The organism is Streptomyces sp. NBC_01235, from assembly GCF_035989285.1.
In the GTDB taxonomy this organism is placed as follows: domain Bacteria; phylum Actinomycetota; class Actinomycetes; order Streptomycetales; family Streptomycetaceae; genus Streptomyces.
Genome location: NZ_CP108513.1, coordinates 7679533 through 7704881 on the forward strand (window position 1 = coordinate 7679533; position 25349 = coordinate 7704881).

Annotated in this window: 24 protein-coding genes and 2 riboswitches; of the genes, 19 read left to right on the forward strand and 5 right to left on the reverse strand. The window is 72.6% G+C overall.

The annotated features are described in order from the left end of the window. The first annotated feature begins 141 nt into the window (after nt 1-141). Together hisC and paaN (OG289_RS34705) are read left to right on the forward strand one after the other, a co-directional pair. Nucleotides 142-1188, forward strand: a complete 1047-nt coding sequence (gene hisC, locus OG289_RS34700) for a histidinol-phosphate transaminase (protein WP_327317988.1) — start codon at nt 142-144, stop codon at nt 1186-1188. 5 nt (nt 1189-1193) lie between these two features. After that, a complete protein-coding gene (paaN, locus tag OG289_RS34705; RefSeq protein ID WP_327317989.1) occupies nt 1194-2909 on the forward strand; it encodes a phenylacetic acid degradation protein PaaN in 1716 nt (571 codons plus the stop codon). A gap of 70 nt (nt 2910-2979) precedes the next feature. Here the strand turns inward: paaN (OG289_RS34705) and OG289_RS34710 are convergent, their stop codons facing one another. Next, nucleotides 2980-3450, reverse strand: coding sequence for an Lrp/AsnC family transcriptional regulator (locus OG289_RS34710; protein WP_327317990.1), 471 nt, complete (start codon nt 3448-3450; stop codon nt 2980-2982). Between the two features lie 150 nt (nt 3451-3600). Between OG289_RS34710 and pdhA the strand changes: the two genes are divergently transcribed. From pdhA to OG289_RS34780, 14 genes are all read left to right on the forward strand, one after another. Beyond that, the gene (gene pdhA / locus OG289_RS34715) at nt 3601-4737 is read left to right on the forward strand and encodes a pyruvate dehydrogenase (acetyl-transferring) E1 component subunit alpha (protein WP_327317991.1); all 1137 of its coding nucleotides are present in this window, start codon (nt 3601-3603) and stop codon (nt 4735-4737) included. A gap of 5 nt (nt 4738-4742) precedes the next feature. Next, entirely contained in the window at nt 4743-5762 is a 1020-nt protein-coding gene (locus tag OG289_RS34720) for an alpha-ketoacid dehydrogenase subunit beta (protein ID WP_327317993.1), read from the forward strand. Next, the gene (locus OG289_RS34725) at nt 5759-7588 is read left to right on the forward strand and encodes a dihydrolipoamide acetyltransferase family protein (protein WP_327317994.1); all 1830 of its coding nucleotides are present in this window, start codon (nt 5759-5761) and stop codon (nt 7586-7588) included. Before OG289_RS34720 ends, OG289_RS34725 begins: the two co-directional genes overlap by 4 nt. An 88-nt stretch (nt 7589-7676) precedes the next feature. Continuing rightward, nucleotides 7677-9389 carry a phenylacetic acid degradation protein PaaN gene (paaN, locus tag OG289_RS34730; protein ID WP_442819000.1) on the forward strand — a complete coding sequence of 571 codons (1713 nt, stop codon included), beginning with the start codon at nt 7677-7679 and terminating at the stop codon, nt 9387-9389. Continuing rightward, a complete protein-coding gene (locus OG289_RS34735) occupies nt 9382-10563 on the forward strand; it encodes a thiolase family protein (RefSeq protein ID WP_327317996.1) in 1182 nt (393 codons plus the stop codon). Before paaN (OG289_RS34730) ends, OG289_RS34735 begins: the two co-directional genes overlap by 8 nt. After that, complete coding sequence (locus OG289_RS34740; RefSeq protein ID WP_327317997.1) at nt 10560-11357, forward strand: enoyl-CoA hydratase/isomerase family protein; 798 nt, start codon at nt 10560-10562, stop codon at nt 11355-11357. Before OG289_RS34735 ends, OG289_RS34740 begins: the two co-directional genes overlap by 4 nt. Next, nucleotides 11354-12226, forward strand: coding sequence for a 3-hydroxyacyl-CoA dehydrogenase family protein (locus OG289_RS34745; protein ID WP_327317998.1), 873 nt, complete (start codon nt 11354-11356; stop codon nt 12224-12226). The genes OG289_RS34740 and OG289_RS34745 overlap by 4 nt, the downstream gene beginning before the upstream one ends. Then, nucleotides 12217-13062 (forward strand): enoyl-CoA hydratase/isomerase family protein, encoded by an 846-nt coding sequence (locus OG289_RS34750; RefSeq protein WP_327317999.1) that lies wholly within the window; start codon nt 12217-12219, stop codon nt 13060-13062. Before OG289_RS34745 ends, OG289_RS34750 begins: the two co-directional genes overlap by 10 nt. Nucleotides 13063-13099: 37 nt before the next feature. Next, the gene (gene paaA, locus OG289_RS34755) at nt 13100-14080 is read left to right on the forward strand and encodes a 1,2-phenylacetyl-CoA epoxidase subunit PaaA (RefSeq protein ID WP_327318000.1); all 981 of its coding nucleotides are present in this window, start codon (nt 13100-13102) and stop codon (nt 14078-14080) included. Continuing rightward, nucleotides 14077-14403 (forward strand): 1,2-phenylacetyl-CoA epoxidase subunit PaaB, encoded by a 327-nt coding sequence (paaB, locus tag OG289_RS34760; RefSeq protein WP_327318001.1) that lies wholly within the window; start codon nt 14077-14079, stop codon nt 14401-14403. Before paaA ends, paaB begins: the two co-directional genes overlap by 4 nt. 17 nt (nt 14404-14420) lie before the next feature. Next, nucleotides 14421-15287, forward strand: coding sequence for a 1,2-phenylacetyl-CoA epoxidase subunit PaaC (gene paaC / locus OG289_RS34765; protein ID WP_327318002.1), 867 nt, complete (start codon nt 14421-14423; stop codon nt 15285-15287). Next, nucleotides 15281-15823 (forward strand): 1,2-phenylacetyl-CoA epoxidase subunit PaaD, encoded by a 543-nt coding sequence (gene paaD / locus OG289_RS34770; RefSeq protein ID WP_327318003.1) that lies wholly within the window; start codon nt 15281-15283, stop codon nt 15821-15823. The genes paaC and paaD overlap by 7 nt, the downstream gene beginning before the upstream one ends. After that, a complete protein-coding gene (gene paaE / locus OG289_RS34775; protein ID WP_327318004.1) occupies nt 15823-16965 on the forward strand; it encodes a 1,2-phenylacetyl-CoA epoxidase subunit PaaE in 1143 nt (380 codons plus the stop codon). Before paaD ends, paaE begins: the two co-directional genes overlap by 1 nt. Continuing rightward, a complete protein-coding gene (locus OG289_RS34780) occupies nt 16962-17600 on the forward strand; it encodes an SRPBCC family protein (RefSeq protein WP_327318005.1) in 639 nt (212 codons plus the stop codon). Before paaE ends, OG289_RS34780 begins: the two co-directional genes overlap by 4 nt. 253 nt (nt 17601-17853) lie before the next feature. Here OG289_RS34780 and OG289_RS34785 read toward each other — a convergent pair whose 3' ends face one another. The 4 genes from OG289_RS34785 to gcvT all read right to left on the reverse strand — a co-directional run bounded on the left by OG289_RS34785 (nt 17854) and on the right by gcvT (nt 22242). After that, the gene (locus tag OG289_RS34785; protein ID WP_327318006.1) at nt 17854-19221 is read right to left on the reverse strand and encodes an L-serine ammonia-lyase; all 1368 of its coding nucleotides are present in this window, start codon (nt 19219-19221) and stop codon (nt 17854-17856) included. An 87-nt stretch (nt 19222-19308) separates the two neighbouring features. Next, on the reverse strand, nt 19309-20586 hold the full coding sequence (gene glyA, locus OG289_RS34790) for a serine hydroxymethyltransferase (RefSeq protein ID WP_327318007.1): 1278 nt from the start codon (nt 20584-20586) through the stop codon (nt 19309-19311). A 14-nt stretch (nt 20587-20600) separates the two neighbouring features. Next, nucleotides 20601-20978: a glycine cleavage system protein GcvH gene (gene gcvH / locus OG289_RS34795; protein ID WP_327318008.1), complete on the reverse strand. Its 378-nt coding sequence runs from the start codon at nt 20976-20978 to the stop codon at nt 20601-20603. 142 nt (nt 20979-21120) lie between these two features. Beyond that, complete coding sequence (gcvT, locus tag OG289_RS34800; protein WP_327318009.1) at nt 21121-22242, reverse strand: glycine cleavage system aminomethyltransferase GcvT; 1122 nt, start codon at nt 22240-22242, stop codon at nt 21121-21123. Nucleotides 22243-22277: 35 nt separating this feature from the next. Further along, nucleotides 22278-22406, reverse strand: a riboswitch (glycine riboswitch). Beyond that, nucleotides 22407-22507, reverse strand: a riboswitch (glycine riboswitch). It abuts the riboswitch before it with no gap. A 176-nt stretch (nt 22508-22683) separates the two neighbouring features. Between gcvT and OG289_RS34805 the strand changes: the two genes are divergently transcribed. The 3 genes from OG289_RS34805 to OG289_RS34815 all read left to right on the forward strand — a co-directional run bounded on the left by OG289_RS34805 (nt 22684) and on the right by OG289_RS34815 (nt 25229). Continuing rightward, a complete protein-coding gene (locus tag OG289_RS34805; RefSeq protein ID WP_327318010.1) occupies nt 22684-23367 on the forward strand; it encodes an AAA family ATPase in 684 nt (227 codons plus the stop codon). Nucleotides 23368-23445: 78 nt separating this feature from the next. Next, complete coding sequence (locus OG289_RS34810; RefSeq protein WP_327318011.1) at nt 23446-24240, forward strand: enhanced serine sensitivity protein SseB; 795 nt, start codon at nt 23446-23448, stop codon at nt 24238-24240. A 233-nt stretch (nt 24241-24473) separates the two neighbouring features. Next, the gene (locus OG289_RS34815; RefSeq protein ID WP_327320899.1) at nt 24474-25229 is read left to right on the forward strand and encodes an enhanced serine sensitivity protein SseB C-terminal domain-containing protein; all 756 of its coding nucleotides are present in this window, start codon (nt 24474-24476) and stop codon (nt 25227-25229) included. The last annotated feature ends 120 nt before the right edge of the window (nt 25230-25349 follow it).

The following is a 25349-nucleotide window of genomic DNA, read 5'->3' on the forward strand; positions in this document are numbered from 1 at the left end:
TTGCCGCGCAAAAGCCTGATTTCGGCGATCGGTCGCCGAATTCTCCAAACAGTTGAGCGTTTGTCGTCCACTCTCCAGGATTTCCCTGTCAAGTGCCCGGAGGCACGGCCCCGGGCCCCCCGCTTCAGAAGCGAGTCGAGCATGGTGCGCGTCCGTTCCTCTTTGGCTCAGTTGCCCGCCTACGTCCCGGGCCGCAAGCAGCCCGGTGCGGCCGCCCTGGCCAGCAACGAGTCCCCCTACGGGCTGCTGCCCGGGGTCGCCGGAAGGCTCGCCGAACTGGCCGGCGGTGTGTCGCGCTACCCCGACATGAGCGCTTCCTCACTCGTCCGGGCCATAGCCGTCCACCACGGGGTCGAGCCGGAGCGGATCGCGGTGGGCGCCGGTTCCTCCGAGGTCTGCGGACAGCTGCTGCACTCGGTCGTCGGTCCCGGCGACGAAGTCGTCTTCGGGTGGCGGTCCTTCGAGGCGTACCCGATCCTCACGGCGATCGCGGGCGGCACGGCGGTGCGGGTCCCGCTGCGTGACCACGCGCTGGACCTCGACGCCATGGCCGCCGCGATCACCGGCCGGACCCGGCTGGTCTTCGTCTGCAACCCCAACAACCCCACCTCCACCGCGGTCGGCGAGCGGGCGCTCGGCGACTTCGCGGACCGGGTTCCGGACGACGTACTGATCGTCGTCGACGAGGCCTACCGTGAGTACGCCGATCCGGCGCTGGTCCCCGACGCCCTCGACCTGCTCGGTGACCGGCCGAACGTGGTGGTGCTGCGCACCTTCTCCAAGGCGTACGGCCTGGCGGGGCTGCGGGCCGGCTACTGCGTGGCGCCGCCGGAGCTCGCCGCCCAGGTGCGCAAGACCCAGGTGCCGTTCAGCGTCAGCGCTCTCGCCCAGGAGGCCGCCGTCGTCGCCCTCGGCGAGCGCGCGGAGGTCGTCCGGCGGGCGGCGCTCACGGTCGCCGAACGACAGCGCGTGAGCATGCGGTTGCGTGATCTCGGCTTCGAAGTCCCGGACTCCCAGGCCAACTTCGTCTGGTTGCCGCTCGCCGACGACGCCGCGCACTTCGCCGTGCACTGTCTCGACGGGAAGGTGGTGGTGCGCCCGTTCCTCGGCGAGGGCGTCCGGGTGACGATCGGTCTGCCGGAGGAGAACGAGGCCCTGCTCGCTCTCGCCGCGACCTGGAGAGGCTGAAGGCCATGGGCCCCGGTCCCTATGAGCGGCATCGCGAGTTGCTCCAGCAGGCGGTACGGGCCATCGCGACCGGTGGGTACTGCGCGCCGTTCACGCACGCGGGACACGGAGCCGCCGACGCGGGCATGAGGTCGACCCGGACGGCGGGAAAGGTCTTCGGCTCGCTGCTCGGCCGGGCCTTCGAACTCGACCAGCCCGGTGAGCTCGGCCGGGTGTCGACCGAGTCCTCCCCCTACGGCATCGCCATGGACATCGGCTACCCGCGCTGCGACCCCGCGGCCCTGGTGGCGGAGGCAGGGCGGGCGACGGCCGGATGGCGCGCCGCCGGGCCGTACCGGCGCGCCTGGCTGGCGGTGGAGATACTGCGCCGGCTGAACACGCGCAGCCACGAGCTGGCCCTGGCGGTGCACCACACCACGGGCCAGTCTCTTCAGGCGGCGTTCAGGGCCGCCGGGCCGCGCGCCCAGGACCGCGCGCTGGAGGCCGTGGCCCACGCCTTCGCCGAGTCGGCGCGGGTTCCCGCGGACCTGAGCTGGGAGAGCACCCGCCACCGGAGACAGCCGTTGGCGATGCGGGGGACGTGCACCCTGGTGCCGCGCGGAGTGTCACTGCTCATCGGCTGCCCCGACTATCCCCTCTGGAACGGCTACCCCGGTCTGTTCGCCAGCCTGGTGACCGGCAACCCGGTGATCGTGGCCCCGCATCCCAGGGCCGTGCTGCCCCTGGCCATCACCGTGCGCGTCATACGGCAGGTGCTGGCGGAGGCCGGTCATGCCCCCGACATCGTGAGCCTGGCGGTGGCGGAACCGGAGCAGCGGCTGCACCGGAGGCTGGCCCTGGACCCGGCGGTGCGGATCGTCGACTTCACCGGGTCGGCGCGGTTCGCCGACTGGCTCGAGCAACACGCCCACCAAGCCGCCGTGTTCGCCAACCGGACCGGCCTGAACGCCGTGGTCGTGGACTCCACCGAGGACTACCGGGGACTGGTGCGCGGCCTTGCCCACTCCCTGTGCCTGTGCAGCGGTACGGTCCGCACCACGCCGCAGAACATCCTGGTGCCGGCGGCGGGCATCACGACCGACGAGGGGCGCAAGAGCCTCAGGGACTTCGGCGCCGACCTGAGCGAGGCCGTGGACCGCCTGCTCGGGCATCCGGCGCGTGTGGCGAGGCTGCTGGGGGCGATCGTCGGCGACGAGGTGCGGGCGGGACTGGCGCAGGCCACCCGGTACGGCCCCGTGGTGCATGCCTCCGCGGCGCTGCGCCACCCGGACCATCCCGGCGCCGATGTGCGCAGCCCGCTGCTCGTCCGGCTGGGGGCGCGGGACGAGCGGGTCTACGCCCGGGAGTGGCCGGGTCCGGTCTCGTTCCTGGTGAGTACCGAATCGACCTCGCACAGCCTGGCGCTCCTGCGCGGCACGGTCGGCCGGCACGGCGCGTTGTTCGCCGCGGTGCACTCGACCGATCCGCTCGTGCTGGCGGCCGCCGAGACAGCGGCGCTGGACGCGGGGGTGCACCTCGTCCAGAACCTCGCGGACGACCTCCCCGCCGACCCCTCCTCGGCCAGCGCGGACCTTCCCGCCGCCGGCGCCCACTTCGTCACCGGGCGGTTCCGGGTCGTACGGTCCCGGCGGCACGTCCCGGCGGCCGGGACTGCGGTCGTGGAGCCGGAACGGTCGCCGGTACCGGACGGGGGCTCCGCCGCCTCGCTGGTCGATGTCTGAACGGGGCGGCGGGTCGCCGCGCCCGAGGCCGGGACCGAACCGCGTTCCGGGCTCCGTCCGGGAGGTCCCGTCAGGCGGTCCAGTCGGCCCCGCGCCCCCGCACCTCGTCGAAGACCAGCCACGTGCGGGTCGAGCGCACTCCCGGCACCGCCTGGATGCTCTCCAGCACGACCCGTCGCAGCGCCAGGTTGTCCGGTGCGCGGACCAGCACCAGGACGTCGAAGTCGCCCGTGACGAGGGCGACATGCTCGACGTACGGCATGTGGCGCAGTTCGCGCGAGATGTCGCGCCAGGCGTTCTGTTCGATGGTCAGCGTCACGTAGGCGCTCGTGCCCAGGCCGGCCCGCTGCGGATTGAGCTGCGCGGTGAAACCCGTGATGACCTCCTCCGCCACCAGTCTGCCGATGCGCGTGTACGCGTTGGCGCGCGAGATGTGCACCTGCTCCGCGAGTGCCCGGACCGACACCCGGCCGTCGGTGAGGAGCCGGGCCAGGATCTGCCGGTCGATGTCGTCGAGCGGGACGGCAGTTCGTCCGGGCACCGACCCCGGTGGCGACGTTTGCTCGGACACATTGCCCTCCCGGGGCGCTCAGCTCGGCAGTTCATCGCCAGTTCAGCGGAAGTATTGAACACATATTCCGATATGGCGACCATTCTCCTGTCAAGTGTCCAGAGAAAGCGAGTGCCCTCCATGTCCGTGAAGAGCCTCCGACAGACGGTCCAGGGCCTCCTGCCGTCCCTCACGCCGGTGCGGTTCGTGGCCGAGGACGGCACGCCGGTGGCCAAGCCGCCGGCCGGATACACCGAGCCCCCGCCCGAGACCCTCCGCGACGCCTACCGGCGGATGGTCCTGGGCCGCCGGTTCGACACCCAGGCGACCGCGCTCACCAAGCAGGGGCGGCTCGCGGTCTACCCGTCCAGCCGGGGCCAGGAGGCCTGCCAGGTCGGTGCCGTGCTCGCGCTGCGCCCGCACGACTGGCTCTTCCCGACCTACCGGGACTCCGTGGCCCTGGTCACCCGGGGCATCGATCCGGTCGAGGTACTGACGCTGCTGCGCGGCGACTGGCACTGCGGCTACGACCCGGCCGCCACCCGCGTGGCCCCCCAGTGCACCCCGCTGGCCACCCAGGTGCTGCACGCCACCGGCATGGCGGAGTCGATGCGCCGCAAGGGCGAGGACGGCGTGGCGATGGCCCTCGTCGGGGACGGCGCCACCAGTGAGGGCGACTTCCACGAGGCGCTGAACTTCGCGGCCGTCTTCCGCGCGCCGGTCGTCTTCTTCGTCCAGAACAACCAGTACGCGATCTCCGTGCCGCTGGCCCGGCAGACCGCGGCGCCCGCCCTCGCGTACAAGGGCATCGGCTACGGCGTGCGCTGCGAGCAGGTCGACGGCAACGACCCGGTCGCCGTGCTGGCGGTGCTGACCGCGGCCGTCGAGCACGCCCGCGCGGGCAACGGCCCCTTCCTCGTCGAGGCGCACACCTACCGCATGGACGCCCACACCAACGCCGACGACGCCACCCGCTACCGGGACGACGAGGAGGTCGAGCGGTGGAGCGCCGCAGACCCGCTCCGTCGGCTGGAGGTGTACCTGCGGGCCCGCGGCGCGCTCACCGACGACGACGTCGCGGCGGTGCGGGAGGAGGCGGAGGCCCTGGCCGCTTCGCTGCGCGCGGGGATGAACGCGGAGTCCGTCCCCGACCCGCTGGAGCTGTTCGACCACGTCTACGCGCAACCGACTCCGCAACTGCGGGAGCAGCGCGCCCTGTTGGCGGCCGAGCTGGCCGAGGCCGCCGAACACACCACGCTTCGGACTCAGGAGGACTGACGGCCATGACCAAGGTCACGATGGCGCAGGCGCTGAACACCGCACTGCGTGACGCACTGCGCGAGGACGAGCGCGTGCTCGTCTTCGGCGAGGACGTCGGCCCACTCGGCGGCGTCTTCCGGATCACCGACGGGCTGACCCGCGACTTCGGCGAGCAGCGGTGCTTCGACACCCCACTGGCCGAGGCCGGCATCGTCGGACTGGCCGTCGGCATGGCGATGGGCGGCTTCCGGCCCGTGGTGGAGATGCAGTTCGACGCCTTCGCGTACCCGGCGTTCGAGCAGATCGCCTCGCATGTCGCCAAGCTGCGCAACCGGACCCGAGGGCGGCTCACACTGCCGATGGTGATCCGCATTCCGTACGCGGGCGGCATCGGCGGAGTCGAGCACCACTGCGACTCCAGTGAGGCGTACTACGCGCACACGCCGGGACTGAAGGTCGTCACCCCGGCAACGGCCGAGGACGCGTACTGGCTGCTGCGCGACGCCGTGGCCGACCCCGACCCGGTCGTCTTCCTGGAACCGAAGAAGCTGTACTGGTCGAGGGAGGACACCGACCTGGAGCGGCGCGGTGCGCTGCCGTTCGGCCGGGCGGCGATCCGGCGGGAGGGCCGTGACGCCACGGTCGTCGCGTACGGGCCGTCGGTTCCGGTGGCGCTGGCCGCGGCCGAAGCCGCGGCGGCCGAGGGGATCGAGCTGGAGGTCGTGGACCTGCGGACCGTGGTGCCCTTCGACGACGAGACGGTGACGGCATCGGTACGCCGGACCGGGCGCTGCCTGGTCGTGCAGGAGGCCCAGGGCTTCGCCGGTGTCGGGGCGGAGATCGCCGCCCGTGTGCAGGAACGCTGCTTCCACTCGCTGGCAGCGCCCGTCCTGCGGGTCTCCGGCTTCGACATCCCCTACCCGCCGCCCAAGTTGGAACATGCGCACCTGCCAGGCGTCGACCGGATCCTGGACGCCGTCGACCGCCTCCAGCTCGCCGACGAGCCGGACACCCGGCACCTGCCGAAGGGAGCGGTCGCATGAACACCACAACGCTCCACGAGCAGTTGTTCCGGCTGCCCGACCTCGGCGAGGGCCTGACCGACGCCGAGATCGTCGAATGGAAGGTCGCGGTCGGCGACACGGTGACGATCGACCAGATCGTCGTCGAGGTCGAGACCGCCAAGGCCGCGGTCGAGGTGCCGGTCCCGTACGCGGGCACGGTGCTGCGACTGCACGCTGAGGCAGGCACGGCGTTGGGGGTGGGGGAGCCGCTGATCACGGTGGGAGCGAACGCCTCCGGCGGTCCCGGCGACACGGGTGAGGGCTCGGCCGATCCGTCGCCCGCCGGGGCTGCGGCCGGGGTTGGCGGGTCCGGCTCGTCGGGTGGTGTGGTCGGGGAGCCGGGTGGGCGCCGGGGTGATTCGCCGTCCGGCGGGGCCGCGGCCGGGTCCGGATCGCCGGGTGGGCCGGACGGCGGCTCGGGCGGGGCGTCCGGCACGCCGCGGTCCGGCGGGGCCGGGGCAGGGCCGACGGCGAGCGACTCCGCGGCCGAGCGGTACCGCGAGGAGGAGCAGGCCGGATCCGGCAACGTGCTGATCGGCTACGGCACCGGCCACGGCCCGGCGCCGCGACGACGCCGGAGGCGAGCCGGCGCGGCGAGCGCCGGTGCCGGAGCGGTGGTCGTCGCCGGCGGTCCCGTCGACCGCGGCGGTCCGGCTGGTGCCGGGACGTCCACGGTCGCCGGGTCCGGGGGTCTGGCACTGGCCGGGGGTCCGGTATCGGCCGGGGGTCTGGCACTGGCCGGGGGTCCGGTATCGGCCGGCGGTCCGGCACCCGTGTCGGCGGGTCCGGCATCGGCCGGGGGGCCAGCACCCGTGCCGGCGCCGGTACCGGCCGGGTCGTCGGGCCCGCACGAGCGCCCCGCGCAGCCCGCCTCCCCGTACGCACCTCGGGTGATCTCCCCCCTCGTACGCAGGATGGCACGGGACCACGGGATCGACCTCGCCGAGCTGTCGCCTTCCGGCCCGGCCGGGATCGTGCTGCGCCGTGACGTGGAGCAGGCCGTCGAGCGCGCCCGGCAGACGGCGCCGCATTCCATCGCCGCGCCGTCCGAGCACCCCGCGCCGTCCGAGCACCCCGCGCAGCACGAGCACCCGCAGGGGCCCGCTTCGAACGGCCCCGAGCGCATCCCGCTGCGCGGAGTCCGCCGTGCCGTCGCGGACAAGCTCTCCCGCAGCCGCACCGAGATCCCCGACGCCACCACCTGGGTCGACGTGGACGCGACCGGGCTGCTCCAGGCCAAGAAGGCGCTGGAGGCCGCCGAACCCGGCCGCCGCGTCGGGCTGTTGGCCCTGCTCGCCCGCATCTGCGTCGCCGGACTCGCCCGCTACCCGGAGCTGAACTCCACGGTGGACACCGAGCGCCGGGAGATCGTCCGCTTCAGCGAGGTGCACCTCGGCTTCGCCGCCCAGACCGAGCGTGGCCTGGTCGTCCCCGTCGTCCGTGATGCCCAGCGTATGACGACCGCCCAACTGGCCGCCGAACTCGCCCGGTTGACCGAACTCGCCCGTAGCGGAAGCCTGCCGCCGGACCGGCTGACCGGCGGGACCTTCACCCTCAACAACTACGGAGTGTTCGGCGTCGACGGGTCCACGCCCATCATCAACCACCCGGAGGCCGCCCTCCTCGGCGTGGGCCGCATCGTCGACAAACCCTGGGTGGTGGACGGCGCCCTCGCCGTCCGCAAGGTCATGCAGCTCTCCCTCAGCTTCGACCACCGGGTCTGCGACGGGGGAGTGGCCGGCGGCTTCCTGCGCCATGTGGCCGACTGCGTGGAACGCCCGGTGATCCTGCTCGCCGACGTCTGATCCGACACCCTTCCCCTCCGCACCCATGCCTGCGTGGCCCGCACGCACGCACGCACCCACCTACCGAACGTTCGGCCAGGAGCCCCTCGTGTCCACTGACCAGCACCCCGACTTCTTCGCACGTCACGCGGATCTGCTGCACCAGGCGGTGGAGCGTGCCGCCGCCCGCGACCACTGGTCGCCGTACCCGGAAACCCCCAGCACCTCCGCGTACGGCCCCGGGGCACCCGAACTGGGCGAGGCCGCCTTTCGTGGCCTCCTCGGCCGCCCCTTCCCCCTCGAAGGGCATCCCACCACCGGCACCGTCCCCGCCGCCGAGGTCTCGCCCTACGGCTTCCCGCTCGGCGTCAGCTATCCCTGCCTGGTGCCCGAGGTGGCGGTCGCGACGGCCGGGTCCGCGGCCGTGGTGTGGCGTGCCGCGAGCCCGGACACCCGGGCGGGCGTCGCGGCGGAGATCCTGGCCCGGCTGAACGCGGCGAGCCTCGAGATCGCGCATGCCGTCCAGCACACCACCGGCCAGCCCTTCCTGATGGCCTTTCAGGCAGGTGGCCCGCACGCCCAGGACCGCGGCCTCGAAGCGGTCGCGTACGCCTGGCAGGAGCAGAAGCGTCACCCGGCCACCGCCCGCTGGACCAAGCCGCAGCGCAGGGGCGGCCCACTCGTGATGGACAAGACCTTCACTCCGGTGGGACGCGGTGTCGCGGTGCTGATCGCCTGCAACACCTTCCCCACCTGGAACGGATATCCGGGGCTCTTCGCAAGCCTGGTCACCGGCAACCCGGTGGTGGTCAAGCCGCACCGGCGCGCCGTACTACCGCTGGCGATCACCGTGCGTATCGCCCGCGAGGTCCTGGCGGAGGCCGGATTCGACCCGAACGTGGTGCTGCTCGCCGCCGAGCGCCCCGAGGAGCGCACCGCCCCCGCCCTGGCCACCCATCCCGACGTGCGCATCGTCGACTTCACCGGCTCCGGCGAGTTCGGCGACTGGCTGGAGACCAACGCCCGGCAGGCCGTCGTGCACACCGAGAAGTCCGGACTCAACACCGTCGTCGTCGACTCCACGAACGACTACGCGGGACTGCTGCGGAACCTGGCGTTCTCGCTCTCCCTCTACAGCGGCCAGATGTGCACCACCCCGCAGAACATCCTGGTTCCGCGTGAGGGCTTCACCACCGATCAGGGGCCGCGCACGGCCGACGAGTTCGCCGCCGACCTGGGCGCCGCCCTGGACAAGCTGCTCGGCGACCCGGACCGCGCCGCCGCGACCCTCGGCGCCATCGTCAACGACGGCGTGCTCGGGCGCCTGGAGGAGGCCGCGGCCCTGGGCCGTACCGTCCGCCCCTCCCGCGAACTGACGCACCGCGACCACCCCGACGCGGTCGTCCGCACCCCGCTGGTGGCCCGGCTCGACGCCGAGGCCGACGAGAAGACGTACACCAGTGAGTGGTTCGGCCCGGTCTCCTTCGTCATCGGCACCGACTCCACCGCGCACGGCCTACGTCTTCTGCACGACACCGTTCGGCGGCACGGCGCCCTGACCGCCTCCGTGTACTCGACCGACGAGGGCGTACTGGAGGCGGCACGGGCGACCGCCCTGGACGCGGGCGTGCACCTGTCGGAAAACCTGACGGGCGCCGTCTTCGTCAACCAGTCCGCCGCCTTCAGCGACTTCCACGGCACCGCGGCGAACCCCGCCGCCAATGCCGCCCTCACCGACCCGGCCTTCGTCACCGGCCGCTTCTCGGTCGTCCAGTCCCGCCGCCACGCGCCCGCTCTCGCCGAGGAGAACACCGATGCCTGACGAGGTCTATCTGATCGACGGGGCCCGCACCCCGCAGGGCCGTTACGGCGGCGCCCTGGCGTCCGTGCGCCCCGACGACCTTGCCGCCCTCGTGGTCGGGGAGGCCGTACGGCGCTCCGGGGTCCCCGTCGAGGCCGTGGACGAGGTGATCCTCGGCGCCGCGAACCAGGCCGGCGAGGACAACCGGGACGTGGCCCGGATGGCGGTGCTGCTCGCCGGTCTGCCGCACACCGTGCCCGGATACACCGTCAACCGGCTCTGCGCCTCCGGGCTGACGGCCGTCGCCTCGGCCGCCCAGGTGATACGGGCGCAGGAAGCCGACCTGGTCGTGGCGGGAGGAGTGGAGTCGATGACCCGCGCTCCCTGGGTGATGGCCAAACCCGGCACGCCCTGGGCCCGGCCCGGCGAGGTGCACGACACCTCCATCGGCTGGCGCTTCACCAACCCCCGCTTCCCCGCCACGACCACCCTGCCGATGGGTGAGACGGCGGAGGAGGTCGCCGCTCTGGACGGCATCACCCGGCTCGACGCGGACGCCTTCGCACTGCGCAGCCACCGGCGGGCGCTCGCCGCCCAGCGGGCGGGCCGCTTCGAGAGGGAGATCGTCCCGGTGCCGGTGAAGGACGGCGAGGTGACCGAGGACGAGGGGCCCCGGCCGTCCACCTCGTTGGAGAGGCTGGGCGCGCTGCGCACCGTCTTCCGCGCCGGCGGAATCGTCACCGCGGGCAACTCCTCGCCCCTGTCCGACGGGGCGGCGGCCCTGGTGGTGGCGAGCGGGGCGGCCGTCGAACGGTACGGGCTCAGTCCCCGGGCCCGTGTCGTCACCGCTGCCTCGGCCGGGGTCGAGCCCCACCTGATGGGGCTCGGGCCCGTGCCGGCCACCGCCAAAGCGCTGGACCGCGCCGGCTGGACGGCCGCTGACCTGGACGCGGTCGAGCTGAACGAGGCGTTCGCCGCCCAGGCGTTGGCGGTCGTCCGCCGGCTCAAGCTCGACGAGGACCGCGTCAACGCAGACGGCGGCGCCATCGCCCTCGGCCACCCGCTGGGCTGCTCCGGCGCCCGCATCCTGCTCACCCTGCTCGGCCGCATGGAACGCGAGGACGCCCGCCGGGGCCTGGCGACCCTCTGCGTCGGGGTCGGGCAGGGCGTGGCGATGCTGGTGGAGCGCGTATGAGCACGCGAGAGGAGACGGCGTACGAGACCCTGCTCGTCGAGCAGCGCACGGACCGGGTCGTCGTCACCCTGCACCGGCCCGAGGCCCACAACGCCATCAGCGGCCGGATGATCGCCGAACTGCACGGCGTGTGCGAGGAGTTGGAGCGCGACCCGAAGCCGTTGCTGCTCACCGGCCACGGCGGGGTCTTCGCCGGCGGCGCCGACATCGCCGAACTGCGCGAGCGCGGCCGGGAGGAGGCGTTGCGGGGGATCAACAGCCGCCTGTTCGAGCGGGTGCGCAGGCTGCCGCTGCCCACCGTGGCAGCCGTGGACGGCTGGGCGCTCGGCGGCGGTGCCGAACTGTCGTACGCCTGCGACATCCGGATCGCGGGACCGTCCGCCGTCTTCGGCAACCCCGAGCCGGGCCTGGGCATCCTTGCCGCCGCCGGGGCCTGCTGGCGGCTCAGGGAGCTGGTCGGCGAGTCGGTGGCCAAACAGGTCCTGCTCGCCGGGCGGAACCTCGACGCGCCCGCCGCACTCGCCTGCGGGCTGGTCATGGACGTCGTACCGGCCGACCGGCTGACCGCCGAGGCACATGCCCTGCTCGACCGCATGGCCCGCTCCTCGGCGCTCGCCCTGCGGCTCACCAAGCTCGTCACGGACGCCCCGGGTGTCCATCCGTTGGCCGACGACCTCGCCCAGGCCGTGCTGTTCGAGGGCCGGGACAAGGAGGAACGCATGACGCGTTTCCTGGAGAAGAACGCGAAGAACGCGAAGAACCTGAAGAACACGAAGAACGGAGCCCGGGCATGACCTCGGCAGCAGCAGCACCACCACCCGCCGTCGTGGGGGTGATCGGCGGCGGCCGGATGGGCGCCGGTATCGCCCAGTCGTTCGCGGCCGCCGGGTCGTCGGTGGTCGTCGTCGAGCACGACGGCGCGGCTGCGGCCGGCGCCCTGGACCGGATCGCCGCCGGGCTGCGTCGGGCCGCCGAGCGCGGGGGGCCCGGCGGACCCGTGGCCGGTGACGAAGCGGACCGGGTCACCGCTGTGACCTCGATGTCCGCACTGCCCCACGACGCCGATCTGGTCGTCGAGGCGGTACCGGAGAACGCCGCGCTCAAGGCCCGGCTGCTCGCCGCCGCCGAACAGGCCGTGGGGGAGCGGTGCGTGCTCGCCACCAACACCAGCTCCTTGCCGGTCACCGAACTCGCGGCGGCCCTGAAGCAACCCGGACGCTTCCTGGGCATGCATTTCTTCAACCCCGTGCCCGTCTCCGCACTGGTCGAACTGGTCCTCGCGCCCGACACCACCGGGGAGACCCTGACGGCGGCGGTCGGCTGGACACACGCCCTCGGCAAACAGGAGGTCGTGGTCCAGGACTCGCCGGGGTTCGCCAGCAGCCGCCTCGGCCTCGCCCTGGGTCTGGAGGCGATCCGCATGGTCGAGGAGGGGGTCGCCGACCCGGAGGCCATCGACACGGCCATGCGCCTGGGCTACCGGCATCCGATGGGGCCGCTGCGTCTGACCGACCTGGTGGGTCTCGACGTGCGGCTGGCCATCGCCGAACACCTGCACGCGACGCTCGGGGAGCGGTTCGCGCCGCCCGGGCTGCTGCGCGAGAAGGTCGCCCGCGGCGAGCTGGGCCGCAAGACCGGTCAAGGGTTCTTCTCATGGCAGTGACCGACGGGGCGACCCCCCAGGACCCGGCGGGCGGGCACCCCGCCCCGTACGGGGTGGCGTACGACGTCACCGACGCCGTGGCCGTCATCGAACTGCGCGGACCCGCGAGCGGCAACACCCTCGACACGCACCTGCGCGGCGCTCTCCTCATGGCGGCACGACGCCTGACCACGGACACCGCACGCGGCGTGCGAGCGGCCCTGATCACCGCCCGTGGCAAGCACTTCTGTGTCGGCCAGGACCTCAGGGAGCATGCCCGGCTGCTGAAGACCACACCCGCCACGGCCTTCGCGAACATACCCAACGACTACAACCCGCTGGTCAAGGAGCTGCACGCGCTGCCGGTCCCGCTCGTCGTGGCCGTCGAGGGAGCCTGCGTCGGGGCCGGACTCGGCATCGCCCTCTGCGCCGACGTGCGGGTCGCCGCCGAAGGCGCTCGCTTCGCGACCGCCTTCACCGGCATCGGCCTGACCTCCGACTCCGGCGTCGCCCGCGCCCTCGCCCGCCAGCTGGGTCCCTCACGGACCGCGGGACTCATGCTCCTGGGTGACCGGTTCTCCGCGCGGGACGCCGAGCGCTGGGGCCTGGTCCACCGCGTCGTACCGGACGGCTCGGCCACGGCCGAAGGGCTGGCCCTGGCCCGCTCCCTGGCCGACGGACCCACCGCCGCCCACCGGGAGACCAAGGCACTGCTGCGGTCCGCGGCCACCACGCCCCTGCCGGCCGCGCTGGAGCGCGAGGCCGTGATCCAGCGGCGGCTCGGCGCCACCGACGACCACCACGAGGCCGTCGCGGCCTTCCTCGAACGCCGCGGCCCCGCCTTCCGCGGCCACTGACCCACTCACCCACCGAACACGACGGGACACGGACACCATGAACACACCCGCCGCCACCGGCGCGCCCCCGGGGCCCCGGAGCCCCGAGTCCGCCTTCGAGGACACCATCGCCCGCGACCAGCGCGTCGAGCCCCGGGACTGGATGCCGGACGGCTACCGCGAGACGCTCGTCCGGCAGATCGCCCAGCACGCCCACTCCGAGATCATCGGCATGCAGCCGGAAGGTGAATGGATCACCCGGGCGCCCTCACTGCGCCGCAAGGCGATCCTCTTCGCCAAGGTGCAGGACGAGGCCGGGCACGGGCTGTATCTGTACTCGGCGGCCGAGACCCTGGGCGCGGACCGCACGGACATGACCGAGCGGCTGATCGAGGGCCGGCAGAAGTACTCGTCGATCTTCAACTACCCGACCCGCAGCTTCGCCGACGTCGGGGTGATCGGCTGGTTCGTCGACGGCGCCGCGATCTGCAACCAGGTGCCGCTGTGCAGGAGTTCGTACGGGCCGTACGGGCGCGCCATGGTGCGCGTCTGCAAGGAGGAGTCGTTCCACCAGCGGCAGGGATACGAACTGCTGCTGACCATGATGCGCGGCACCGACGAACAGCGGGCCATGGTGCAGGACGCCGTGGACCGCTGGTGGTGGCCGTCGCTGATGATGTTCGGCCCGCCCGACGACGACTCGCCCAACTCGGCCCGGTCCATGGCCTGGAGGATCAAGCGGCACACCAACGACGAGCTGCGGCAGCGGTTCGTGGACATGACCGTTCCGCAGGCCGAGAAGCTGGGTGTCACCCTGCCCGACCCCGGCCTGCGCTGGAACGAGGAGCGTGGGCACCACGACTTCGGCACCCCCGACTGGGAGGAGCTGAAACGGGTGATCTCCGGCGACGGGCCGTGCAACGCCGAACGGATCGCGCGACGCCGGGCCGCGCACGAGGAGGGCGCCTGGGTGCGGGAGGCGGCCACCGCACACGCGGCCAGGCAGACCGCCCGGGCGCGGGAAGGAGCGGCGGCGTGAGCGGCACCGATGGAGTTCCCGCACAGGCCGCGGACCGTACCCGGGGGCAGTGGCCGCTGTACGAGGTCTTCGTGCGCGGCAAGCGCGGCCTCAACCACGTCCACGTCGGCTCCCTTCGCGCGGCCGACGATCACATGGCCCTCACCCACGCCCGGGACCTGTACACCCGGCGCAACGAGGGCGTCAGCATCTGGGCCGTGCGCTCGGACACCATCGCCGCGTCCACCCCCGACGAGAAGGACCCCTTCTTCGCGCCGAGCGGCGACAAGGTCTACCGGCACCCCACCTTCTACGACATCCCCGACGACGTCCCCCACATCTAGGAACCCAGGAGCAGGCAATGAGCGAGGACGACCTGTACGTCGACCACGACAACGCGCGGTGGGCGTTCGGCACCGGATTCACCGATCCGCTGCACGGCGTGGACGAGGCGGTGCCGGACGGCGTCGACGCCGGCGACCTGGCCGCCTGCTGCCTGGCGCTGGGCGACGACGCCCTGGTGTCCGCCCAGCGGCTGGCCGAGTGGTGTTCCCGCGCCCCGGAGCTGGAGGAGGAGCTGGCCCTCGCCAACATCGGCCTGGACCTGCTCGGCCAGGCGCGTCTGCTGTACGCCAGGACCGGCGGCGCCGACGGCACGGGGCGCGGCGAGGACGCGTACGCCTACTTCCGCGATCCGGCGGACTTCCGCAACGTACGGCTCGCCGAACTGCCGGGCGGCGACTTCGCGTTCACCGTCGTCCGGCTGCTGGTGCTGTCCACCTGGCGGCTCGCCCTGTTCGAGGAACTGACCGCCGCACCCGACCCGGTGCTGGCCGCCGTCGCCGCGAAGAGCGTCAAGGAGCTGGCCTATCACTGTCACTACGCCGCCGGGTGGACCGTACGGTTCGGTGACGGGACCGAGGAGTCCCGCGCCCGCCTGGAATCCGCCCTGCACGGCATCGCCCCGTGGCTGAACGAGCTGCTGACCGACCGGGCCGCGGAACACCTCGGCGCGGTCCCCGCCGTTGTCGCCGAACGGACCCTGCTGTGGCTCACCGACGTGTTCGTGGCGGCGGGACTCGGCCCGGCCGAGGCCATGCCGCTCGGTCCCGCGTCCATCTCCTCCGTCCCGGGCTCCGGCCGGAACGCGGACCACACCGAGCACCTGGCACCCCTCCTCGCCGAACTGCAGAGCGTCGCCCGCGCACATCCGGACGCGGCATGGTGACCGCGGCGGAGCGTTCCGAACGCCGTGCGGAACGGACAGAACACGCCCGGCACATCGCCTCCTCGGTCCCCGACCCCGAACTGCCGATGCTGACGCTCTCCGACCTCGGAGTGCTCCGCGGCATCGAGGTGGAGCCGGACGGAACCGTGGTCGCGCGGCTCACCCCCACCTACTCGGGCTGCCCCGCCATGGCGGAGATGCGGGCCGAGGTCGCCACCCGGCTGCGCGCCGCCGGCTTCCCCGCCGTCCGGGTCGTCACGGTGCTCGACCCTCCGTGGACCACCGACCGGATCACCGACGAAGGCCGCCGCAAGCTCACGGAGCACGGCATCGCGCCCCCCGGCCCGCCGCGCATCCCGGACTCCGCACCGGGGCCGGTCTGGCTGACCCTGGCCTCCGCCCCGGCCGCCGTGCCCTGCCCACGCTGCGCCTCGGCCGACACCGAGGAGATCTCCCGCTTCGCCGCCACCGCCTGCACCGCGCTTCGGCGCTGCCACGCCTGCCTGGAGCCCTTCGAGCACGTCAAGGACCTCTGATGACCAACCCCGCACCCCCCGCCGCCGCACGGGTTCGCCGCCGTCCGGTCTTCCACGCCCTGCGCGTCGCCGCCGTCGAGCCGCTGTGCGCCGACGCCGCCGCCCTCACCTTCGACATTCCCGACCGCCTGGCCGAGGAGTTCGCCTTCCGCCCCGGCCAGTGCCTCACCCTGCGGCGTGAGTTCGACGGCCGTGACGAGCGGCGCTCGTACTCCATCTGCTCACCGGCCGGGACACCGCCCCGTATCGGCGTCCGCGTCGTACCGGGCGGGCTGTTCTCCTCCTGGCTCGTCCACGGCGTGCGCGCCGGGGACACCATGGAGGTCATGGGACCGGCCGGCTCCTTCACCCCCGACCTCGGCGGTGCCGGACACCGCGGCCGACTCGGCCACCATGTGCTGATCGCCGCCGGATCGGGCATCACGCCGATGCTGTCCATCGCCGCGTCCGTCCTCGCCGCGGACGACACCGCACACATCACCGTGCTGTACGGCAACCGGCACACCGGCACCGTGATGTTCGCCGACGAACTCGCCGACCTGAAGGACCGCTACCCGGCCCGCTTCCAGCTCGCCCACGTCCTGTCCCGCGAGCCGCGCGAAGCCGAACTGCTCTCCGGCCGCCTCGACGCCGACCGGCTCACCGCGCTGCTCGACGCCCTCGTCGACGTCCGCGGTGTCGACCACTGGTGGCTGTGCGGCCCGCACGGCATGGTCCGAGACGCCCGCGCGATCCTCTCCGGCCTCGGCGTCCCGGCCGACAGCGTCCACCAGGAGCTGTTCCACGCGGACGACGAGCCACCCGCGCCGCCCGTGCCACCCGGCCGGCCGGCGACGGAACGGGGCGACACCACCACCGACGTCCCCACGAGCGAGGTCACCGTGGTCCTGGACGGCCGGGCCACCACGTTCTGCGCGCCGCGCCACCGCACCGTCCTCGATGGCGCCCAGGAGACCCGGCCCGACCTGCCGTTCGCGTGCAAGGGCGGAGTCTGCGGCACCTGTCGCGCCCTCGTCACCCAGGGCCGGGCCGACATGCGCCGCAACTACGCGCTGGAACCCGCCGAAGTCTCCGCAGGCTACGTCCTCACCTGCCAGACCTTCGCCGCCTCCGGCACGCTCACGGTCGACTTCGACAGTTGAGGAGCGAGACCGCGCTGACCGGGAGTCACGGCTTCTCGGTGATCGAGCAGGCATTCACCCATGGGGCCGGGTCGTCCGGCCCGGACCACGAAGGAGGTACGGCGGTGCGGTACGCCGAGAGCCCGAGCGTGTGCTGTGACGTCTACGTCGAAGCGGCTCCGTCGCGAGTGTGGGCCTTGGTGACCGACATCGGTCTGCCGGCCCGCCTGAGCCCTGAACTGCAGCGTGCGGAATGGCTCGACGGCGCGGAGGGGCCCGCGGCGGGGACGTGTTTCGCCGGGTACAACCGCCATCGGATGATCGGCGAGTGGCGGACCGTCTCACACGTCGTCGAGTGCGAGGAGCAACGGGTGTTCGGCTGGGCGGTCGTCGATGCGGACGGCCGGTTCGGAGACCCGGCGCCCGATCCCGCGAAACCCCTGGCCACCTGGCGCTTCGAGCTCGAGCCGGAGGGGACCGGCTGCAGGCTGCGGCAGTTCGCGCGGATCGGTCCGGGGCGTTCCGGGGTCAGCCTGGCGATCGAGCGCGCGCCGGAGCGGGAGGAGGAGATCCTGGCCTTCCGGCTTGCCGAGCTCCGCACCAACATGGAGGCCACCTTGCGCGGATTCAAGGCGCTCGCCGAGGAAGCCGGCTGACTCGGATTGCGGATGCGGCCCCCGAGACCTGGCCCGACCCCTTGCCGCCCGGGACAGCACCGCGGGGGCGAGCGGCGGTCGGAGGGCCGGGGCGGGCAGGCCGAGGAGGCGTCCCCGGACGGCCGCGCCGAGCAGCGCCGGGTGGAGCAGGTCCGTGGCGAGCCGACGAGGTGGTGGAGCCGGTCCAGGGCCGCGCCGGGTCCGCGGGCTGCCGTGTGCGGCGACCGGAAAGGAACAGGCCAGAGCCCACCCGTCAGCACTCGATGATGTTCACCGCGAGCCCGCCCCGCGCCGTCTCCTTGTACTTGACGCTCATGTCCGCCCCGGTGTCCTTCATGGTCTTGATGACCTTGTCCAGGGACACCTTGTGGGAGCCGTCGCCGCGCATCGCCATGCGGGCCGCCGTGACTGCCTTGACCGCGGCCATGCCGTTGCGTTCGATGCACGGGATCTGGACCAGGCCGCCCACGGGGTCGCAGGTCAGGCCGAGGTTGTGCTCCATGCCGATCTCGGCCGCGTTCTCGACCTGCTCGGGGGAGCCGCCGAGGACCTCCGCGAGCGCGCCCGCCGCCATCGAACAGGCCGAGCCGACCTCGCCCTGGCAGCCGACCTCGGCGCCGGAGATGGAGGCGTTCTCCTTGAAGAGCATGCCGATCGCGCCGGCGGCCAACAGGAAGCGCACCACGCCGTCCTCGTCCGCGCCGGGCACGAAGTTCATGTAGTAGTGCAGGACCGCGGGGATGATGCCGGCCGCGCCGTTCGTGGGAGCCGTGACCACCCGTCCACCGGCCGCGTTCTCCTCGTTCACCGCCATCGCGTAGAGCGTGATCCACTCCATGGAGTGCGCCAACGGGTCGCCCTCGGCGCGGAGTTGACGGGCCGTCATCGCGGCGCGACGGCGCACCCGCAGGCCGCCCGGGAGGATGCCCTCGCGGGACATGCCCCGGGACACGCACAGCTGCATCACGCGCCAGATCTCCAGCAGCCCGGCCCGGATCTCGTCCTCGGTGCGCCAGGCGCGCTCGTTCTCCAGCATGAGAGCGGAGATCGACAGGCCGGTCTCCTTCGTCAGGCGCAGCAGCTCGTCGCCCGTGCGGAAGGGGTACTTCAGGACCGTGTCGTCGAGTTTGATGCGGTCCGCGCCGACCGCCTCCTCGTCCACGACGAACCCGCCGCCGACCGAGTAGTACGTCTTGGAGAGCAACTCCGTGCCCTGCGCGTCGTACGCCCACAGCGTCATGCCGTTCGCGTGGTACGGCAGGGCCTTGCGGCGGTGCAGGACCAGGTCGTCGTCGAAGGAGAACGGGATCTCGTGCGAGTCCAGCAGCCGCAGCCGGCCGGACCCCTTGATCTGCTCCACCCTGTCGTCCGCCCCCTCCACGTCCACCGTGCGCGGCGAGGAGCCCTCCAGGCCGAGCAGGACCGCCTTCGGGGTGCCGTGGCCGTGGCCGGTGGCACCGAGCGAGCCGTACAGCTCGCCACGGACCGACGCGACGGCGTCCAGCAGATCCTCGTTGCGCAGCCGCCGCGCGAACATGCGTGCCGCGCGCATCGGGCCGACCGTGTGGGAGCTGGACGGACCGATGCCGATCGAGAACAGGTCGAAGACCGAGATGGCCACGGTGACTCCTCAATACAGGGTGGTGCGGGGGAGGGGCGCCCCGTGCACGCCCACTCACGAGTGTGCGGGGCGCCCCCCAAAAAGGAACTACTTGTTCAGACCGGGGTACAGCGGGTGCTTTTCGGCCAGGGCGACGACCCTGGCCTTGAGCGCCTCCGCGTCGGCCCCGCCGAAGGGAGAAGGCGCCTTGAGCGCCTGCGCGATCACGTCCGCGACCTCCGCGAAGTCCTCGGTCGTGAAACCGCGGGTCGCGAGGGCCGGCGTGCCGATCCGCAGACCGGACGTCACCATCGGCGGCCGCGGGTCGTTCGGGACCGCGTTGCGGTTGACCGTGATGCCGACCTCGTGAAGACGGTCCTCGGCCTGCTGCCCGTCCAACGCGGACTCGCGCAGGTCGACGAGGACCAGGTGCACGTCGGTGCCGCCCGACAGCACGTTCACGCCGGCCTCGCGGGCGTCCGGCGCCGTCAGCCGCTCGGCGAGGATCCTCGCGCCGTCCACGGTACGCCGCTGGCGCTCCTTGAAGTCCTCCGAGGCCGCCACCTTGAAGGAGACCGCCTTCGCCGCGATCACGTGCTCCAGGGGACCGCCCTGGAAGCCCGGGAAGACGGACGAGTTCAGCTTCTTCGCGAAGTCCTTCTTCGCCAGGATGACGCCGCCGCGCGGGCCGCCCAGCGTCTTGTGGGTGGTGGACGTGACGACGTCCGCGTACTCCACCGGGTTCGGGTGCAGACCGGCCGCGACCAGACCGGCGAAGTGCGCCATGTCGACCCACAGGTAGGCCCCGACCTCGTCGGCGATCCGGCGGAACTCCGCGAAGTCCAGCTGACGCGGGTAGGCCGACCAGCCCGCGATGATCACCTTGGGGCGGTGCTCCTTGGCGAGCCGCTCGACCTCGGCCATGTCGACCAGACCGGCGTCGTCCACGTGGTAGGCGACCACGTCGAACTGCTTGCCGGAGAAGTTCAGCCGCATCCCGTGGGTCAGGTGGCCGCCGTGCGCCAGGTCCAGGCCCAGGATGGTGTCGCCGGGCTGGGCCAGCGCGAACAGGGCGGCCTGGTTGGCGGAGGCGCCCGAGTGCGGCTGGACGTTGGCGTACTCGGCGCCGAACAGCTCCTTGATCCGGTCGATCGCGATCTGCTCGGCCACGTCGACGTGCTCGCAGCCGCCGTAGTAGCGGCGGCCCGGGTAGCCCTCGGCGTACTTGTTGGTCAGGACCGAGCCCTGCGCCTCCATGACCGCGAGCGGAGCGAAGTTCTCCGACGCGATCATCTCGAGCGTGGACTGCTGGCGGTTCAGCTCGGCGTCGACCGCGGCGGCGATCTCCGGGTCGAGCTCGTGCAGGGGCGTGTTCAGGACGGACATGCGTCTACGACTCCTCAGCCGGTGGTGTAGGCGGTGTACTCGTCGGCGGACAGCAGTTCCTCCTGCTCGCCCGCGACGCGCACCTTGAACAGCCACCCGCCCTCGAAGGGGGCGGAGTTCACCAGCGACGGGTCGTCGGCGACGTCCTGGTTGACCTCGACGACCTCGCCGTCGACCGGCGAGTACAGCTCGCTGACCGACTTGGTCGACTCCAGCTCGCCGCAGGACTCACCCGCGGTCACCGCGGCACCGACCTCCGGGAGCTGGACGAAGACCACGTCGCCGAGGGCGTTGGCCGCGTGCTCCGTGATACCGACCGTCGAGACGCCGTCCTCGGCGCCCGACAGCCACTCGTGCTCCTTGCTGTAGCGCAGCTGCTGGGGGTTGCTCATGGCCTGAATTCTCCTGTACGCGGGGGAGTGCTGATGAATGGGGGACTGCTGGAAGCGTGTGTGAGCAGCGGAAGTGTGCGCAGGGTCACGCGCGGGCACGACCTCGGGCCGTGACTCCGGACCGTTGCTCCGGGCCCAGTGTCTACTTCTGGCGCCTGTAGAAGGGCAGTGCCACGACCTCGTACGGCTCGTGGGTGCCCCGGATGTCCACGCCGACGCCCGGGGTCCCCGGCGCCGCGTGGGCCGCGTCGACGTACGCCATCGCGATCGGCCTGCCGAGGGTGGGGGAGGGGGCGCCGGAGGTGATCTCGCCGACCACCGCGCCGCCCGCGACGACCGCGTACCCGGCGCGCGGGACGCGACGGCCCTCGGCGACCAGGCCGACGAGGACCCGCGGGGGCTTCTCCTGGGCCCGGGAGGCCGCCGCGGCGAGCGCCTCGCGCCCCACGAAGTCGCCCTCCTTCTCGAACTTCACGACCCGGCCGAGCCCGGCGTCGAACGGGGTGAGGGAGGTGCTCAGCTCGTGCCCGTACAGCGGCATGCCCGCCTCCAGGCGCAGCGTGTCCCGGCAGGACAGCCCGCACGGGACCAGCCCGACGCCCTCGCCGGCCTTGGTCAGCGCCTGCCACAGCTCGACGGCGTGCTCCGGCTTCACGAACAGCTCGAAGCCGTCCTCGCCGGTGTAGCCGGTGCGCGCGATGAGCGCGGGGACTCCGGCGACGGTGCCGGGCAGACCGGCGTAGTACTTCAGGCCGTTCAGGTCGGCGTCGGTGAGGGAGGCCAGGATGCCCGGGGATTCCGGCCCCTGGACGGCGATCAGCGAGTAGGCGTCCCGGTCGTCGCGCACCTCGGCGTCGAAGCCGGCGGAACGCTCCACGAGGGCGTCCAGCACGACCTGCGCGTTGGAGGCGTTGGCGACGACCATGAACTCCGCGTCGGCGAGCCGGTACACGATCAGGTCGTCGAGGATGCCGCCGTCCGCGTCGCAGATCATGGTGTAGCGGGCGCGGCCCACGCCCACGGCCGCGAGGTTGCCGACGAGCGCGAAGTTCAGCAGGGCGCCCGCGGCCGGGCCGGTGACGCTGATCTCGCCCATGTGCGAGAGGTCGAAGAGCCCGGCCCTCGTGCGGACGGCGTTGTGCTCGTCGCGCTCGGAGCCGTAGCGCAGGGGCATGTCCCAGCCGGCGAAGTCGGTCATCGTCGCGCCGAGCGAACGATGCACGGCATCGAGCGCGGTATGGCGGAGTTCTTCGGTACTGCTCATCGGACGGTCGTCTCCCAAGGCATGACGGAGGTCGTTCCTCCCCATCTGTCATCGGAACCTGAGAGGTTCGCCATGACAGCCCGTTGCGACGGGTCGGACATGGCTTGCACCTTGGGTGGAGCCGGCCTTGTGAAGACAAGGGGCGGCCCGCTTTTCAGATGTGCCTCGCCCGCGCGGTAACGGGGACCTGAGAGATTCAAGGGAGGGACTTGCTCCTTCGGCGCCCCAGCGAAACTGCTGCTGAGGACTCTCCCGCGCGGATTCGAACGGCCGGTATGCAGTTGGCGCGGCCATCATTGCACGGCCCGCCCCGATCGCGGCAGGCCGCATCTGTAACCGGTCTGTGTCGGTACGCGAACGAAATCGCGAGGCCCGCGCATTACCTTCTCTTTACGCTCGATGGGGATGAGGACCACCTGACCCCAGGGGAGGACGATCACGGTGAACAGGACGACCAGGGCGAGGACCACGGCATTCGCCACCACCTCGGGCATCGCACTGCCCGCGCAGACCGGTGCCCAGGCCCGGGAGGCGTGCGGCCCGCAGCCCGAGCCCGTCGTCCGCGACCTGCGCGAACGGGCCGGCCGCAGCCCGCACGGCCTGCTCTTCGGCCCCCGCGACCTGGTCGTGGTCACCGGCCTGCCCGGCAGCGGCAAGTCCACGCTCATGAAGCGGGCCGTCAAGGGCGTCCGCATCGACTCCCAGGACACCCGCGACCGCTGGGACGCCCGCGCACCCCGCTTCCTGCCCTACGCCCTCTACCGCCCCCTCGTCCGCCTCGCCCACTACGCCGGACTGCGCCGGGCCCTGCGCGGCGGCGAGGGCGTCGTCGTGCACGACTGCGGCACACAGGCCTGGGTGCGCGACTGGCTGGCCCGCGAGGCCCGCCGCCGCGGCGGCGCCCTCCACCTGCTCCTGCTCGACGTCGGCGCCGACTCGGCCCTGGAGGGCCAGCGCGAACGCGGCCGAGGCGTCTCCCGGTACGCGTTCCTGCGCCACCGCCACGCCGCCGCCCGTCTCCTGCGCTCGGTGGAGAAGGGCCGGCTGCCCGAGGGCTGCGGTTCGGCGGTCCTGCTCGACCGAGACGCGGCCGACGCGTTGCGCCGTATCGGATTCACGGGCTGAGGGCTCGGGTGAGACGCCCGGTACCCGTTAGCCTTTCAGCCACAGCAGAGTGAGCGGTTCTTAGCAGGCGGTAGGCAGATGGACTTCCCCCCGGCGGACTTCCCCACGGACTTCCCGGCGCAGGCGCACCCCCATTCGCACGGCGGATGGCCCGGCAACGAGCTGGAGGAGGTGCTCTCCGTCTCCCTCGGCGTGCCCGGGGCCGCCGGCCGCGTCGTGGAGGTGCTCGGCCGCAGCTTCGTCTGGGTGCCGCTCCCCAGCGGAGGCGGACCGCACAGCGGCCCCCTCGACCTGCCGACGCTGGAGCTCGACGGCCAGGTGTACGTGCCGGTCTTCAGCTCCGAGGAGCAGTTCCGTCAGGTCGTCGGCTCGCACATGTCGTTCACGGTCGCGCCGGCCGTGGAGTTCGCCCGCGGGCTGCCCCCGCAGGTGGGCATCCTGGTCAACCCCGAGGGAGTGGTCGGCATCCCGCTGCCGCCGCCGGCCGTGGCCGAGCTGTGCCGGGCGGGCCGCACCCCGCTGGACGGCCCCGCGCGCGGCGGCCGGGTCCGCCTCTACGAGCCCGACTGGCAGGACGACCCGGTGGACTTCCTGGCCGCGGCGTCGGCGGAGTTCGAGGCCATAGGCATGGTCCGCACGGCCCGCCGCTGCCTGGCCGCGATCGAGACGGCGGACCCGGTGATGTTCGTCGGCGTCGAACTCTCCCAGTGGGAGGGCGACTTGCGCGCACTCCCCCTGGAGGCCCTCGGCAGGGCCCTGGGCCGCACCTCGGCCCCCTGGCCGGTCAACCTGGTCCTCCTGGACGTGGCCCAGGACCCGGTGGGGGAGTGGATGAGGGAAAGGGTCCGCCCCTTCTACACAAGGGTTCACTAGGTATCGGGCTGGGGAGCAGCCCACCTGAAGGGGCGCGGGGCTGTATTCGTATGCGGCTGCGCCGCGGGGCGCCCAGCCGGACTCGACGTGCATCCGCCGACGCACCATCAGCCCCGAGCTCTCAACGGCTCGACCGGGCGGAGCGCCTAAGCTGGACTCCAACGCGGGGCAACTTCTCGAAGGGGCGATAAAAAGTGAGCGCTGGCACTGCCGCGACCGGCTCGGTCGAGCACATGCTGCGCCAGGTCACGCCCGGGCGCTACGACGCCTACGAGGCGCTCCTGCGCGCGCTCGCGACCCCCTCCTCCGGCCAGGTCTGGATGCTCCTGTGGCACGGCCAGGCCGGCTCCCCGGACGCCCAGTACGGCAACATGGAGGTCGACGGCCACGGCTACGCGCCCTGCGTGACCTCCGCCCAGGAGCTCAGCGCGAGTGGCTGGAACAGGTCGTACGAGGTGGTCGACGGGCTGGACGTGGCCCGCACCCTCTACCCCGACCACTACGGTCTCTGGCTGAACCCGCACGCCCCCGGCGGCGGCGTCGGCATCCCCTGGCTGGACCTGCGCCGTATCTCCACGGGCCTGGAACGCCAGCCCGCAGGCCCGCTGCGGCTGTCCGAGCCCGGCATCGAGATCCCGCAGTTCTACGCCCTGCTCGCGCAGAACGCCCACCGCACCCCGGTGGTCCGCGCGTTGCGCCGGGCCTGGGTGCAGCCGGCGCTGGGCGCGCCCTACCTGGCCCTCGGGCTCGACGTGTACGAGACCTCGCCGCCTGCCGTGGACGCCGTCCGGGCGATGATGCAGCAGTCCATCGGAGCGGTGCCGGACGGGCTGCCGGTGTCGACGGTCGCCATGACCGACGAGTACGACCCCGTGGTGATGTGGATGCGCGCCAACGCGCGGCCCTTCTACGACCGTGAGGCCCACGTGCCCGCCCCGGCCCAGGCTCCCGCGGGCGGCTACGGCTACCCGCCCACCGGACGCTACTGACCTCCGTCGCCGGTCCTTCGCCGTCACTCCTGTCCCCTTCACCCTTCCTCCCACTCCTGTGACGGGGTGGACACCGCGCGTCTTCGCGCGTAGATAGCGGCGATTAGTCCGATTTGGGCG

Coding starts and splice junctions, on each gene's coding strand:
- paaC (WP_327318002.1), top strand. CDS start 14,421: ATGAGCGAGGACGACCTGTACGTCGACCACGACAACGCGCGGTGGGCG.
- paaD (WP_327318003.1), top strand. CDS start 15,281: ATGGTGACCGCGGCGGAGCGTTCCGAACGCCGTGCGGAACGGACAGAA.
- OG289_RS34740 (WP_327317997.1), top strand. CDS start 10,560: ATGAGCACGCGAGAGGAGACGGCGTACGAGACCCTGCTCGTCGAGCAG.
- hisC (WP_327317988.1), top strand. CDS start 142: ATGGTGCGCGTCCGTTCCTCTTTGGCTCAGTTGCCCGCCTACGTCCCG.
- paaA (WP_327318000.1), top strand. CDS start 13,100: ATGAACACACCCGCCGCCACCGGCGCGCCCCCGGGGCCCCGGAGCCCC.
- OG289_RS34720 (WP_327317993.1), top strand. CDS start 4,743: ATGACCAAGGTCACGATGGCGCAGGCGCTGAACACCGCACTGCGTGAC.
- OG289_RS34745 (WP_327317998.1), top strand. CDS start 11,354: ATGACCTCGGCAGCAGCAGCACCACCACCCGCCGTCGTGGGGGTGATC.
- OG289_RS34735 (WP_327317996.1), top strand. CDS start 9,382: ATGCCTGACGAGGTCTATCTGATCGACGGGGCCCGCACCCCGCAGGGC.
- gcvH (WP_327318008.1), bottom strand. CDS start 20,978: ATGAGCAACCCCCAGCAGCTGCGCTACAGCAAGGAGCACGAGTGGCTG.
- pdhA (WP_327317991.1), top strand. CDS start 3,601: ATGTCCGTGAAGAGCCTCCGACAGACGGTCCAGGGCCTCCTGCCGTCC.
- OG289_RS34815 (WP_327320899.1), top strand. CDS start 24,474: ATGCTGCGCCAGGTCACGCCCGGGCGCTACGACGCCTACGAGGCGCTC.
- glyA (WP_327318007.1), bottom strand. CDS start 20,586: ATGTCCGTCCTGAACACGCCCCTGCACGAGCTCGACCCGGAGATCGCC.
- OG289_RS34750 (WP_327317999.1), top strand. CDS start 12,217: ATGGCAGTGACCGACGGGGCGACCCCCCAGGACCCGGCGGGCGGGCAC.
- gcvT (WP_327318009.1), bottom strand. CDS start 22,242: ATGAGCAGTACCGAAGAACTCCGCCATACCGCGCTCGATGCCGTGCAT.
- paaE (WP_327318004.1), top strand. CDS start 15,823: ATGACCAACCCCGCACCCCCCGCCGCCGCACGGGTTCGCCGCCGTCCG.
- OG289_RS34810 (WP_327318011.1), top strand. CDS start 23,446: ATGGACTTCCCCCCGGCGGACTTCCCCACGGACTTCCCGGCGCAGGCG.
- paaN (WP_327317989.1), top strand. CDS start 1,194: ATGGGCCCCGGTCCCTATGAGCGGCATCGCGAGTTGCTCCAGCAGGCG.
- OG289_RS34725 (WP_327317994.1), top strand. CDS start 5,759: ATGAACACCACAACGCTCCACGAGCAGTTGTTCCGGCTGCCCGACCTC.